This window comes from Pseudomonas sp. GW458-11-26-14-LB4 (assembly GCF_059423925.1).
On sequence record NZ_JBWKYU010000019.1, the window covers coordinates 119,347 to 131,340 of the forward strand.

Sequence of the window (11,994 nt, forward strand, 5' to 3'; positions counted from 1 at the left end):
GGGACTGAGTGAAATAATTCAGTCCCCTTTCCTTGGGAGCGGGCTTGCTCGCGAAGGCTCCAGAATTGACACCCGTTTAATCAGCAGGTGATCCCGAGGTCTGCTTCACCGGCAATTGCAAATTATCCAACGCCCGATTCACCGCCAACTCCCCGAGCATGATCAATTGCGCAATGCCCACCAACGCCCGACGCTGCGAAGCCGGCACCAGACTGGCGATGTTTTGGGCAATGGTTTGGGCTGAAGCGAGTGTCTCACTGGCATCAATCAGCAGTTCTTCGTTTTTGTTGTCCGCCGTCACGGCATACATCCCGCGGGTTCTGCGTGGAGGCGGCGTGGAGCCGGGCGGACAGAGGTAATGGTCGAGCGCGCGGTCGGCGGCTTCGTGGAGTTTTCTGGAATCGATGGATTCGTAGGGGGAAACCGATTCGGTTTCGGGCGGGTTGGGTGTTGGTTTGATCATGGTGAAGCTCCATTTTTATACCTGGTGGAACCACCAAAACCTGTCGCTAAACAAGTAAGGGTGGCAGCTGTGCGCGGGTTAGCGAACCGAGAGGTATAAGACCCGGCAGACCCGAAGGTCTCCCACGCACAGCCACCATATCGTCATCGCAAATGTCTGCGACAAACTGGAGCGTCGTTGAACTTATACCTGGTCGGGTCGCTAAACCCGGTCGCTGGGTTGCCAGCGACACGTAGACGATAAAGACCAGGTACAAAGCGCACAAGCCGGCGGATTCTGGCGTAGCTGTAGGCAACGGCGCAAGGATATGTAGCCTGAGAGAGTGTCTGGAAATGTCTTTTTAAACGTTGGTGTTTATCGAGACCTTACTGCGGCACCTCCCCCCACTTAAATAAATCCTCTGCATAACCGGCAGTACTCACCTATCGAGCACTCATAACTGAGCATACGCAGCTTCAAAATCATTGATCGCTTGGTTTACTTTGTATCGAAGCATCAGCGATGCGGAAAGCTTTACCATTGCTTCAAACAGGATATGCCCTGATTGAATCTGGCATTGACCAACACAATGTCCAGCATATCCGCCGGTTTCATATGCGTAGACGTTGTAGAAAACCCTGCCTGACTCCCTTCTCAACCCGGCTGTGAGAAGTGCGACAGCGCCGTCTGCCATTTGGGGCTCAGGCCGTGAAAACTCTAGGACATCATCGAACGGAACGAACATAGCTGAAGAGGACATTACAAATAGACTCGCAATATCCAATGCTTCCTCAACGTTTTTTAGCTCAGGTGTGGCGTACTCGTGCTCAAGGAAATTTCGCATATCGACAACTTTACGTAACAGACTTGGCGCCAATAATCCAAGTGCCCTTACTCGCTCGATCTTTTTTGGCACGTTCCATCTAAGTGATTGATAGCCAAAGGAGATCAGTAACTGATCAAGCTGTCCGACAATGGCTCGTTTCACATTGGTCGTTGCGTTCACAAGCGCGGCCAATCCGCCCCGCTCAAAATCTTCTTCGGCCAAGATCAAAAATTCCATTGGAGAAATTTTCAGATCTGTCATTCCAAAACTTCCACCTCCTAACGCCACTCCACTTTTACTCAAGTCAAATCCATGAGCGACGCAAAACTCTTTGATATCCATCTCAGCTCCTGGCTAATCGGCGAGTCGAAATCAGTGTATCAGTGACAACATGGCCCACCTGGCCGAATTGAGTAGGCAGGCTGCCTCCCTTATCCCAACAGTGGGTAGAAGATGATCTTGGCTGCCGGTCCTAGCTGGCAACCTTGGCCAAATAGACAGCTTATTTTTTCCAGCACCTCTCGACGTCATCCTGAGTTTTGAGGTCGGTGTCGATTCCCAACCGGTACCAGCAGTAATCAGTAATCCACTCTTGCTCCTCTGCTGTCAGGCGCTCTACCTTCCTGATCTCTCCGTCATTAGCGTGGATGTTGTAGAACTTCATCTGAAACGTCGGATGCTTCTTGATGAGGACAATGGTCTCGATGTCTCCGTCCTCAAGAGCTTCGTAGTAGCCGACGTAAAGCATGGTCACTAGGGCGAAGACCGCCGCGATTAGAAGCTTTTTCTATTCTTGTGACGCCTTTGTCTGTAGCCCTCCGACCGTACAAACGAGGCTCTTAATTTTGCGTAAGAGTGAGAGCCGCGCGTTGCACAATGCGCTAAACAAGCCCTGACTTCACAGCTACTCCGAAGCAGATCATGACCAATAACAAAGAAATCACGCTCCATTGCAGCACTATCAGCTTGCGTTTAAGGGGGACCGGGAAATTGGCTAGATCTTGAGAGTTCAGCTCACCCCTTTTCAAATAAAAATTGGGGAACGTCACAATTCCCGAAATGCCACCAACGAGCAGAAGTTTTCCCCAAGGCCCTCCATTCCGAAGCGGAGCGCGAGTCATGATGGCTGAGCAATTCTTCAGATGCTCCAACATCAGATCCATCTTCGTATACGCAAGGTGCAAACAGACTCCAATCCAAAGAACAAGTCCTGCCAGATCAGCGACGGCAATGGCCAGAAGCACCTTATCAACGACGTTCAAACTCATTTACCTGCCTCATAGATCTTCTCACCCGCCCATTCGCCTGTAGCCCCACCAAGGGCTCCACCCGCATATGAGCCCGCCGCTACGACGATGACGCCACATGCCAAGGTTGCCATGCCACCTGTGGGTACACCCAAGCCAACACAGATAATCCCCGCTGTGGAACCGGTCAAAAACGCGCCGGTAGCAGCACCGCCGGCCACTCCTCCGACAAAGTTACCAGCCTCGGTATATTTGATTTTTTCACAAGCATCTTTATTACCTGCCGCACAGACTTCTAGAACCTTCATGTAAGACGCACCGCCACCTACGGCTGTACCCACCCAGCCACCATACTTCACAACCTTGGCTGCTCTGGCGACACCTTCTGCGTGAGTGGCGTAACCGGGAATCTGTCCCGGAGCACCGGCCAGGGTCCAGTGATGCACTAGGCTTTTGCTTGAGATACCGAGAGCTGATTTCAGACTTGGATGATCAGGGAAACCAACGCCCTTTCGGGTTAACCCGGTGAGCTGTCTATCAAGCTTGGCAAACAGTCGGGCACGCTCGTTAAAAAACTCTGAACTACGCAAGTGGCCGTCACGCTGAAAACTTTTCTGATGCAGCGTTTCGATTTCCTTCAGCGACGTTTTCACGTCTTCAAGGTTCTTCGCGAAGATCGATTCTCCAACACCGATTGAAGTAGAGCCTTGCGAAAGAACGGATTCTATCTGGCTCCGATAGCGGACCATGAAGCTCGCTTCTTCGTCGGACATGGGCTTGAGTGCCGCGTCCACTTTCTGAGCCGCTTCCATGAGCAACGCTTCTTCACGTGTGCACTGGGGATTGTTCGGATCGCTCAATACGATGAGCTGCCCGGGCTTGGCGTAACCGGTGACGTGAGGGTTGAGGCGCGAGAATTTCTCAAGCGTTGCGCCGTCCGGCTTGTCGAACAATGCTGCCTCTAGCGCAGAGCGCGGCATGACTTGCTGAACGATGTAGAAACCCGGTTCAGCTATTGGCTTTGCAGCCGCCGGTTTCTCTGCCGGAGCCTCAGGGTATTCCGCCCAGTGCTTGGCGTGCAGGTCGGTCGGTTCTACGCCACGGTAGACCTTTTTTCTTGGAGGGTTAGGTTGCGCGGGCCTCGGTACGTTTCCAATTTCACTCATGAATCATCCTTGTTCACTTCGGGAATCCCGACTTGGGTTTCTGACAGTCCGACGCTATCGAAAAGCCCAAGTGCCGGCTGTAAGACAAAACCTAAAAAGCTGTGCCCAAACGGCTGATTCCTGTCATTCGCGGGGTGCGCAGGGTAACTGGTAAAGGAGGATGGTTGTATGGCAGCAGATGGCCATCTACATGATTGCGGCCCGACTATTACCCATTACGCCCGATATCGCATTCCTGACCTCTAGAACTGGACAATAGAGAGTGCTCGCTGCCGCGGCTAGGGCGTCGTGATTTTTCTTACCCGCTCTTGCCGCGCATCAACCTTCTTGGATTTTTCGCCCTGAAGTTTGGCAATACTGTTCTGAATATTGGCGACCTGCGTGCGGTACTGATCGGTGCTCATAGCAAATTCCTTTATGCCAATGTTTTCATATCGCTAATATACCGCGATCATGCTCAAGGGCGATTACTCCTAGGTTCGCACTATTTTTGGTTTTTATTAAATGGAGATGATTCAGCGGTTACGGAGTCCTTTTTAGCGAATATTTTGATAATACCATTCAATAACCGCTTCAAATTGGTTTATATGATTTATAACATCTTCGTGGGTGTGGCTGCTTAATTCGTGAGCTATCGAGTTTCTGGCTTTATAGGCAAGCGTTAGGCCACTAAGAAGTGGGACGGGTAGTGAGAAGCCATAGCTGCTAATTAACGACTTTGCCCTTTCTATAAAGCTGTGAGCTTTGATTTTGGCAGTTGCTTGCTGGGCATTGTTCTGCTCAAGAAATAAAACGATTTCGAAAAAGGCACGCTCTACGGCAGATGCTGCGGTAACGAGAGCAATCTCCTGAAAGCCATCACTCAATAATAGCCGAGATTTGTATAGAAATCTCAAAACCTGCCTGCAGTCCCAGGCGTTTGGTTTAATGCTCCATGCCCCTAAGTGGTTTCCCGGGTTGTAGAGATTTTTGTTCAGATAGCAATGTTTATCTCCAAACTGCACGATGGAAGCCAGCAGCATTGCATGAATTTCTTTCGAGTCTGCGTGTACCCAAATAAAGACAGCATCCTTCAGTTGCCTGAATCCAAAAGGCCACCCTGAGAATCTAGGGCCAGTGATGGCGTTAATATCTGCCATGTATTTGGTTATTAATTTGTCGTGAACGTCATTGCTGAATATCCCATGAAAAATCCGTGGATCATTATCCGCCCACTCTGTTCCTGCAATGGCACTTAGCTCGTCAGATGGAAGAGTGTATTTGTCACTTTCATCAATGATCGTTACACCAGGCAGCCAGTCCCAATAATCCATGCATCCGGAGCGCTTGGATTTGCTTTTTATTGCGTTTACGCCCCAGCTATTGAAGGAGTCTTGGGTTCTTGATAAATGGAAATCAGACGGTTCAAATCTCGTTGTTGTATCGATTTGTCCGGATCCTTTTATAATCGTAAAAGGAGAAATGTGAAATGAAATTCCTATGTAGTAGTTTCCGCCTGGCTTGCTAAGAAAACTTTCAGCGGCAGCATCTGAGATATGATTTTCTGTCTTCCAGATCTGAGATGGTTTGATCCATATACCTTCATCATTCCAGCCATTCATTTGCGCGCCCTCCGCATTCTACGGAATATTGTTCACAGTGTTTTGAGAGGTAAGGAGACATGTATTGATAGGTGGCTTCAAAAGTGATGAAATTTGCACCGTTGTTTACTTGAAGAAAAAGCTCTTTTGCTTTTTGAATTCAATATAGTCTTTGGTTTCGATTTGGGTGGATTTTCTCCTGCTTCCGCCTGCTGGGGTTTTTACTTGAAGGTCTAAGCTTTCAAGAATTGCAGTATTGATATCGTCACTGTGGGCTGGAGTATGGTTGTAAATGCGCTGGTAGAAGTCGCCTACAAGTAACGGTTGGCTAATGTTGCTCATAAAGCGAGGGATGTCGTCAAGTAGTTGCTCTTTAGCCTGCTCTCTTGCTGACGTGTCGAAGAGGTACAGAGTCTTTTCTTCATTAGGATCATGAGCAAGCATGTTCAGCCCCGACCTGCCGTAATGAGCTTGCATTTTGCTATTCTTGTGGAGAATGTTGTTGTAAACCTGCCTGGCTCTGTGAGAGCTGGCGAGGTGTATTAGCCAGTAACGCCAACCGTCGGGGTTGTTAATCGAAAATGGACTTACATAATTTGCGCATTTTTGCAGACTATCAAACACGATTCGCTCAGCGACACCTAACCAAGCACGCTTGGAGGCTTGCGCCTTGAGAGCTTCGAAGTCATTGTCTGTAAGTTGCAGATAGGAAAGCTGGTTGGAAAGGACGCTCGGGTTATCTTTTTCTAGGAAAGCCAGTAGCGCGGTAATTAAGAAAGTATAGAAGACCTCTACCGAGTCGTTGAGCTTCATCATGTCAATGAGTGTCGTAGTTTTTACTTGGCTGTGGCCGCACTGGTCTAAATTGAATATGATGTTTTTGTGGCGTTCAGATCGAATCAGCGATTTGATAGTGGGATAAATAGTTTCGAACTGGTCGCAGTGGTAGTGAGTTGTTATTTTTAAGCGGCTATTTGAAAGCTGGCTTTGAATGAGTATTGGTGAAATAACCTCTTTGAGGCGCTCGATGACGGGCCTTTCAGCATCATTCAAAATCAGGCTGCACTCAATCTCAACCAAGGGCATTTTAGCGATAGCCCTTTTCAAATTGATATCGGCTATCGCCCTAGACAATTCTTCTATAAAGATTACAGGCGAGCCCGCAGCGCCGCACTGATAGCGTCCGCCCCCGCTAAATCCATCGACCACCGCCAGACGAAATTTTCTGACCTGTGGGTGCGCACACCGGGTGATGACATAGTGATAAAAATACTCGCGAAGTATTTGGTGCTTTTTCCGTGAGTGCTCGGCGAGGATAGCGCCGTCTTCCCAAGCATAGCTCTTTCCGACCATGAAACGTCCTTATCTGGCTACGGTAGATCTACTGGACCATGCCTACCAAGTTGACAGGCATTTCGTCCCAAGTCTTGCCACGATATTCTCTACCGTTGGCTTTTTTCGAGCGGCGAACATTGTCTTTACCCCATGTTCCCCACTGCTTGAAGAAAAACGCGGTATCGCTTTCCATGCACTGAGTGTAGATCTCGTCGATCCAACCCTCTTTAATCGGACGCGCCTTGTTTCCACTCTCCCCACCGACGATAGCCCAGTCGATCTGCGAGAGGTCGATAGGGCCAACCGGGCCAATCAGCGGCTCAAAGGAAATGAACCGAATCTGAGCGGGTGTTTCCTTCAAAAACTGGATACGCTCAGCGGCGTCGGCATCCTCGACAGAGGTGCCCAACCAGACGTTTGGCAACACCTCGGTGATAACCTCGTTGAGGATCTGCCGCATCCGCTCAGGGCGTTTCGTTAGGATCTGATAGTTATGGTGCGGAGTCTCACGCATCACCTTCCACACCGCGATGATGAACTCTTCGCTTACCTTCTCGTGGAACAGGTCGCTCATGGAGTTGACGAACACCTTCCTGGGCTTCTTCCAGCGATACGGGATAGCCAGGGAATCGTGGTCTTCGACGACTGAGCCGTTCCAGACGATGCGTTTGTTCTTCTTGCGGGTGAGCCCAACGTACTTGGGGGTACCCATGGCCTCGAGGCGACGCGCCATCTCCATGGCATAGCAGTTTTTGCATCCAGCGCTGATGATGGAGCAGCCGGCTACTGGGTTCCAAGTAGAATCCGTCCACTCGATTTGTGTTTCTGCCATATCCCTTCCTAGCTCCTCGTTTGCGTTCCTAACTGGCGCATTTCTGACCGAGCAAGCCGAATTCGGTGGCCATCATAATGAATTCCCATCCCTATGGGCAGCCATCGGAGAGGCCTAGAGGCTCGCATCATTTCGAACTGTACGAATGAACAGTATGGCGTGGAAAACCTGCGGAAGAGAGTTGAGAGTCTCATGAAATGTCATAAATACGACATAATTTACAAATACGGGACAACATCAAAAGGCTACTATTAAATATTTGTTCAAAAAAGGATCTCTATTTATTTGAAATCAAAAGAAAAGCTGTTGAGTTCCAGCTTCCATGGCTCTTCTGGAAGAAACTAGTCTGAGCTTCTGGCTTTTGTCGTGGCCTAACCCGGTATAGCCGACATGCCCAGTGCTCGGTAGATGGCTTGCTTGAAAGGATGCCGGCGACGATGCTCACGAGGTAGATGCGGGCGGCCCGGCTTTCCAATCAATTAAGGATGTGGAACCTCCAACTACGCCAAGCGAAGCGGGGATGAACGGTCATTGAAGGGCAAGTGAGATACGGTCAAGATGGCGCACAGCCATCATGAAAAGGATTTTCGTTATGCCGCCATACCAACATCAGTTCGTGTGCTTGGCCAGCTCAAAAAAACCAGGGGGCAGGTGTGTAGCAGGCAAGATCTGGGGAGGTGACGGACACGGCTCGTGGATCCGCCCGGTTAGTAATCGTGAGAATGACTCGATTTCTGATCCTGAACGCACCTATGCAAACGGCCTGGTACTTCAGCATCTGGATATCACTTCAGTCACCTTTTCCAATCTTCAGAATCACCAGTATCAAATCGAGAACCACGTCATTTGCCATCCGCCCCTTTGGACGTCGGCTAGCCGCTTGGGGCTGGAGGGTCTCGCACACCTCGTAGACACTCCCCAACACCTCTGGGAGCCGAACTACCACAGCACTGGTGGAGTGAATGATAGGGTACCACCTGGGCTTCTGACTGCTCAGCGTCAATCGCTTTATCTCATCCGACCGGAGAGTGCCTCCGTCAGGGTGTCGGCTGAGGGCGCTGATTTTGGCGATCATAGGCTTAAGGTTCGGGCCACGTTCAGGTATAACCAGAGACAGTACGCTCTGAAGATTACCGATATCCAGGCGGAGAACGACTATCTACGTCGTGGTGCCGGTACCTACCAGCTTTCAGAAAACAGCTATTTTACGGTCAGCTTGGGGGATCTTGATCCCAGAACCGGCTACGCCTACAAGCTCGTAGCAGCGATTCTCTAAACGGATGCCCATGAAAATACTGACAATCGGCTTTACCGAAAAGAAGGCGGAGCGCTTCTTCTCTCTGATCAAAATCTCGGGTACCAAGCGTGTCGTGGACGTCAGGCTGAATAACATCTCGCAGCTTTCAGGCTTTGCCAAGCGAGATGATCTGAAGTATTTCCTGACCGAGATCTGTGACGTCGACTACGTCCATCTGCCTGACCTAGCTCCTACCAAGGAGATCCTGTCTCCATACCAGAAGAAGGACATCACCTGGCAGCAGTATGAGGAGAAGTTCATGAACCTGATGGCGAAGCGCAACATCGAAAAATATGTGCGCCGGGATATCATGGATGGTGGCTGCCTGCTCTGTAGTGAGCACCAACCTCATCAGTGCCATCGCCGGCTTGTGACCGAATACTTGAAAGAGCATTGGAGCGACGAGTCTATCGATGTCAAACATCTTGTATGAGTGATACCAAGACCATCCTCATCGCCTACCCAAATGAATTCCTCTGCTACTCAAAGCTGGAAAGGAAGGTGCAGTTCTACACCAGTCAATCCCCTCAGGTGCGGCTGGTCGCGATATCTGACCCCAACGGGTATGTGAGCGCCTACGCGGAAGAGAAGGGCATCTCGTTCGAGCTAGTGGAAGGCCAGGCCAGCGCCGTGGAAGAAGCAACGCACGCGATTCTCTTTGAAGATCGCGAGTGCTTTGCCGATTTGAGAGATGCTTTGAGCCGGGCCGCGATTCCAACCCGCGTAGTCCCGCTACAGCTCACTCTAGTGGTGAACAAGGATCGAGGTGACCTCTACGACGTGTACATCGGTCGAGGCACTATCTGGGGAAATCCATACCAGATGGGCCAGGACGGTGATCGTGACGAGGTCATTCGCAAATTTGCCTATGACTTTGGTCGCGGCTTCCTGAAGGCATCTGAAAATCTTGAGCACAACCTCGGCATCATCAGGGGCAAGGTCATCGCATGCCATTGCAAGCCTGCTGCGTGTCATGGAGACGTCCTGGCAGATATTCTAAATGCTCAAGATGATGGACTCTAAAGATATAAAGCCAGACTTGGCTCGAAAAAAATAATGAGTTTACTTTAAGCTCCTCTGAGGTTTTCAAAAAAGGACCAAAAAAGGAGACTGATCTATTTTTAAATCAGAAAATAAATCAGCCCCCCCCCATTTCTATTCTGTAGTTTCTACCCCGTCAAAGAATATAATGCGAGGAATGAAAACGAGAGATAGCTGTCCGTTTTACTGACCCATTTCGTTAGTAAAATACAGTCACCTTTGGAAGAAATGAGCATTAAGCCTCAGGGAGCTTTTTATTAACCCTTATCTGTGCAATGAAATCCTCCTCCCTCTGTGGGCTATTAATTTTCAGAGCAAATAGCAAGGAAGGAGGTATCTTGGATTTATAATTATGGTACATAACATTACTTTCTGAATTATTGGGGTGCGATCTATTCGAAACAGCGTTGAGATTTTTTTCATTGCAGCTTATTAGCCATACGCCATCAATTTGACCGAATTCTGAGTTATCAAAGTAGCTAGTCTTGAGTACCGTGCTATTTTTCTTGGTCACAAGAAAGTCGTAATCTTCGATCCGAGCGGAAACTTCACCATCCCGACCTACTTCCAAATGTATCGCTGCCTGCCTTGTAAAAAGGTTCCTCAAATAAGAATAGTCAATATATTCACGGCCTTCAATAAAGCCTAAATTTATGCAGACGATATTTACATCATCATCGCTTACAGTCTTCTTTTCAAGATATTTTCGGTATTGCCCTGCCTTTTCTTTAAGTGCTCCAGTTATCCTTTCGTGCAAGGAACTCATTTCGGGAATACTTACATCACGACTGGAGCTCTGACCCGCCCTCGGAGGAAAAAAACATTGGGGAACTTTTGATTTTCTTAGTACCACTTTTATAGGCGTTATTATCTCAATATTCACCCTTCGGCCTTCAAATTCAAAAGTTAAATCTGGGCCTTTATTTTTGCTCTCTATGCCCGTAACACAGCAGGTGCAGTGCTCCAAGATAACAAGCTCAGAGAGCCGATGCATCGTCTTTTCAGGGTCACTCATCTGTGAGACAAAATTAGAGTCTAGCAACTTCTGCTCGAGCATCTTTTGATAGAGTTTTGTATATAAATTAATTACTTTTTCGTCAGAAGTGTAATGTTCTCTGACGGCATGTTTGAAGTCGGTAGCCATGCTATAAATCCTTCAGCGTATACCGAGGGGCAAAAAAACGCACCTCTCCTACGTCATCGGCCCAACTCGATGGCTGGGCTTGGGGTATGCCTAGTGCAATTACCATCTTTCTCGGGCACTTAAATGCGACGCCCCAGATATGCCCCTACGGCGTCGCAAGCGGACTGCAATCCAAGCTCCTAGCCCATATTAGTCAGACCTTAAGTGCGGAAAAATTGTGGCGCGCTAGTGATCGCATCACCGTTTTTGCACTGAAATTGGAGACAGATGCAATGCTGGATTCGGAGAGCATCCACGGCCTACATTGCTTCTTCACCACGGAGATCGCGACCGTAATCACCGTAATCGGCGTAAATGTTCCAGCTGAAAGACGCCATTGGCCGGTAGCGCCGAAGACCAAATTTATCCACAAGCGATTACTTCAAGTTAAGCAGCTTCTTGTTAGGCCTTGAAAGCGCTGTAGGTATCCCCCTGCGTCACGTTCAGGGATTGCGTGCCGCTCCTCAACTTTAGACCCCGGAGCACCATCGCTTCTTGGGGTCACATCAAGGAAATACATCGGAACCCCTGTATCCGCAGATATAGTGGTCCGGTTGCCTCGACGGTAGCTTTTCGCGCCGTCGAATCGAATCATCTCGAACCCGCGAGCATTGTCGTTGAACGCTCCCACAACGCATGCAGAAAAGTCCTCTGAAGAGCGCTCAGTTGTTAGTGTAACTGCCGGGGTCGTCTCTCTCAGTTCCTCAATTGACCTCGCGCTGCAAGCAGTGAGAAGCAACGTGCTTAGTACGACTAATGCATTCCGCATACGGCAGACCATCCTTGTATTGAGGCGTGGTGCCATTGTGACATCAAAAATACCACCATACCAAGCTAGGTAGGGCCGATGAGCGGCTGCTAGTACCTCTTATCGAGTAAGGGCCACGATCCAGCGTCTGGTCGCTCCTGGCCGAAAACTGCCTTCCACGAATGGCAACTAATGGCCGAAAGCGGACATTTACGACACGTTTCCTTGGGTTGGGTAAAAGCAATCAAGCCCGTCCCCGGCGATCCAGTACTCACCACCCGACTGAAACGCCAAAAT

The 11,994-nt window shown here is 49.4% G+C and carries 13 protein-coding genes; 3 read left to right on the forward strand and 10 right to left on the reverse strand.

Annotation, left to right across the window (positions count from 1 at the left end; all coding sequences use genetic code 11):
* Positions 1–76 precede the first annotated feature (76 nt).
* The 9 genes from AC07XZ_RS22590 to AC07XZ_RS22630 form a co-directional block, all read right to left on the reverse strand.
* Positions 77–463, reverse strand: coding sequence for a DUF6124 family protein (locus AC07XZ_RS22590; protein WP_102687573.1), 387 nt, complete (start codon positions 461–463; stop codon positions 77–79).
* Between the two features lie 433 nt (positions 464–896).
* On the reverse strand, positions 897–1,610 hold the full coding sequence (locus tag AC07XZ_RS22595; protein WP_102687572.1) for a hypothetical protein: 714 nt from the start codon (positions 1,608–1,610) through the stop codon (positions 897–899).
* Between the two features lie 160 nt (positions 1,611–1,770).
* Positions 1,771–2,016 carry a hypothetical protein gene (locus tag AC07XZ_RS22600; protein WP_102687630.1) on the reverse strand — a complete coding sequence of 82 codons (246 nt, stop codon included), beginning with the start codon at positions 2,014–2,016 and terminating at the stop codon, positions 1,771–1,773.
* 133 nt (positions 2,017–2,149) lie between these two features.
* Positions 2,150–2,536, reverse strand: a complete 387-nt coding sequence (locus AC07XZ_RS22605) for a hypothetical protein (RefSeq protein WP_102687571.1) — start codon at positions 2,534–2,536, stop codon at positions 2,150–2,152.
* Positions 2,533–3,681, reverse strand: a complete 1,149-nt coding sequence (locus AC07XZ_RS22610) for a hypothetical protein (protein WP_102687570.1) — start codon at positions 3,679–3,681, stop codon at positions 2,533–2,535. The genes AC07XZ_RS22605 and AC07XZ_RS22610 overlap by 4 nt, the downstream gene beginning before the upstream one ends.
* Before the next feature lie 278 nt (positions 3,682–3,959).
* Positions 3,960–4,085, reverse strand: coding sequence for a hypothetical protein (locus AC07XZ_RS22615; protein ID WP_256590569.1), 126 nt, complete (start codon positions 4,083–4,085; stop codon positions 3,960–3,962).
* 132 nt (positions 4,086–4,217) lie between these two features.
* Entirely contained in the window at positions 4,218–5,282 is a 1,065-nt protein-coding gene (locus AC07XZ_RS22620; protein ID WP_146024022.1) for a hypothetical protein, read from the reverse strand.
* A 105-nt stretch (positions 5,283–5,387) separates the two neighbouring features.
* Entirely contained in the window at positions 5,388–6,614 is a 1,227-nt protein-coding gene (locus AC07XZ_RS22625; protein WP_102687568.1) for a three-Cys-motif partner protein TcmP, read from the reverse strand.
* A 28-nt stretch (positions 6,615–6,642) separates the two neighbouring features.
* Positions 6,643–7,428, reverse strand: a complete 786-nt coding sequence (locus AC07XZ_RS22630; RefSeq protein ID WP_102687567.1) for a phage Gp37/Gp68 family protein — start codon at positions 7,426–7,428, stop codon at positions 6,643–6,645.
* Positions 7,429–8,020: 592 nt separating this feature from the next.
* On the opposite strand from AC07XZ_RS22630, the gene AC07XZ_RS22635 reads away from it, so the two are divergent.
* From AC07XZ_RS22635 to AC07XZ_RS22645, 3 genes are read left to right on the forward strand one after another with little or no spacing between them, the layout of a single operon-like run.
* Complete coding sequence (locus tag AC07XZ_RS22635; RefSeq protein ID WP_102687566.1) at positions 8,021–8,704, forward strand: dual OB domain-containing protein; 684 nt, start codon at positions 8,021–8,023, stop codon at positions 8,702–8,704.
* 10 nt (positions 8,705–8,714) lie between these two features.
* The gene (locus AC07XZ_RS22640) at positions 8,715–9,158 is read left to right on the forward strand and encodes a DUF488 domain-containing protein (protein ID WP_102687565.1); all 444 of its coding nucleotides are present in this window, start codon (positions 8,715–8,717) and stop codon (positions 9,156–9,158) included.
* Positions 9,155–9,748 carry a DUF4326 domain-containing protein gene (locus tag AC07XZ_RS22645; protein ID WP_102687564.1) on the forward strand — a complete coding sequence of 198 codons (594 nt, stop codon included), beginning with the start codon at positions 9,155–9,157 and terminating at the stop codon, positions 9,746–9,748. The genes AC07XZ_RS22640 and AC07XZ_RS22645 overlap by 4 nt, the downstream gene beginning before the upstream one ends.
* A gap of 253 nt (positions 9,749–10,001) precedes the next feature.
* On the opposite strand, the gene AC07XZ_RS22650 is transcribed toward AC07XZ_RS22645, so the two are convergent.
* Positions 10,002–10,910: a hypothetical protein gene (locus tag AC07XZ_RS22650; RefSeq protein ID WP_102687563.1), complete on the reverse strand. Its 909-nt coding sequence runs from the start codon at positions 10,908–10,910 to the stop codon at positions 10,002–10,004.
* Positions 10,911–11,994 lie beyond the last annotated feature (1,084 nt).

Excerpts from the sequence above, each read along its gene's own strand:
- AC07XZ_RS22590 (WP_102687573.1), bottom strand. The coding sequence starts at position 463 with ATGATCAAACCAACACCCAACCCGCCCGAAACCGAATCGGTTTCCCCC.
- AC07XZ_RS22595 (WP_102687572.1), bottom strand. The coding sequence starts at position 1,610 with ATGGATATCAAAGAGTTTTGCGTCGCTCATGGATTTGACTTGAGTAAA.
- AC07XZ_RS22600 (WP_102687630.1), bottom strand. The coding sequence starts at position 2,016 with ATGCTTTACGTCGGCTACTACGAAGCTCTTGAGGACGGAGACATCGAG.
- AC07XZ_RS22605 (WP_102687571.1), bottom strand. The coding sequence starts at position 2,536 with ATGAGTTTGAACGTCGTTGATAAGGTGCTTCTGGCCATTGCCGTCGCT.
- AC07XZ_RS22610 (WP_102687570.1), bottom strand. The coding sequence starts at position 3,681 with ATGAGTGAAATTGGAAACGTACCGAGGCCCGCGCAACCTAACCCTCCA.
- AC07XZ_RS22615 (WP_256590569.1), bottom strand. The coding sequence starts at position 4,085 with ATGAGCACCGATCAGTACCGCACGCAGGTCGCCAATATTCAGAACAGT.
- AC07XZ_RS22620 (WP_146024022.1), bottom strand. The coding sequence starts at position 5,282 with ATGAATGGCTGGAATGATGAAGGTATATGGATCAAACCATCTCAGATC.
- AC07XZ_RS22625 (WP_102687568.1), bottom strand. The coding sequence starts at position 6,614 with ATGGTCGGAAAGAGCTATGCTTGGGAAGACGGCGCTATCCTCGCCGAG.
- AC07XZ_RS22630 (WP_102687567.1), bottom strand. The coding sequence starts at position 7,428 with ATGGCAGAAACACAAATCGAGTGGACGGATTCTACTTGGAACCCAGTA.
- AC07XZ_RS22635 (WP_102687566.1), top strand. The coding sequence starts at position 8,021 with ATGCCGCCATACCAACATCAGTTCGTGTGCTTGGCCAGCTCAAAAAAA.
- AC07XZ_RS22640 (WP_102687565.1), top strand. The coding sequence starts at position 8,715 with ATGAAAATACTGACAATCGGCTTTACCGAAAAGAAGGCGGAGCGCTTC.
- AC07XZ_RS22645 (WP_102687564.1), top strand. The coding sequence starts at position 9,155 with ATGAGTGATACCAAGACCATCCTCATCGCCTACCCAAATGAATTCCTC.
- AC07XZ_RS22650 (WP_102687563.1), bottom strand. The coding sequence starts at position 10,910 with ATGGCTACCGACTTCAAACATGCCGTCAGAGAACATTACACTTCTGAC.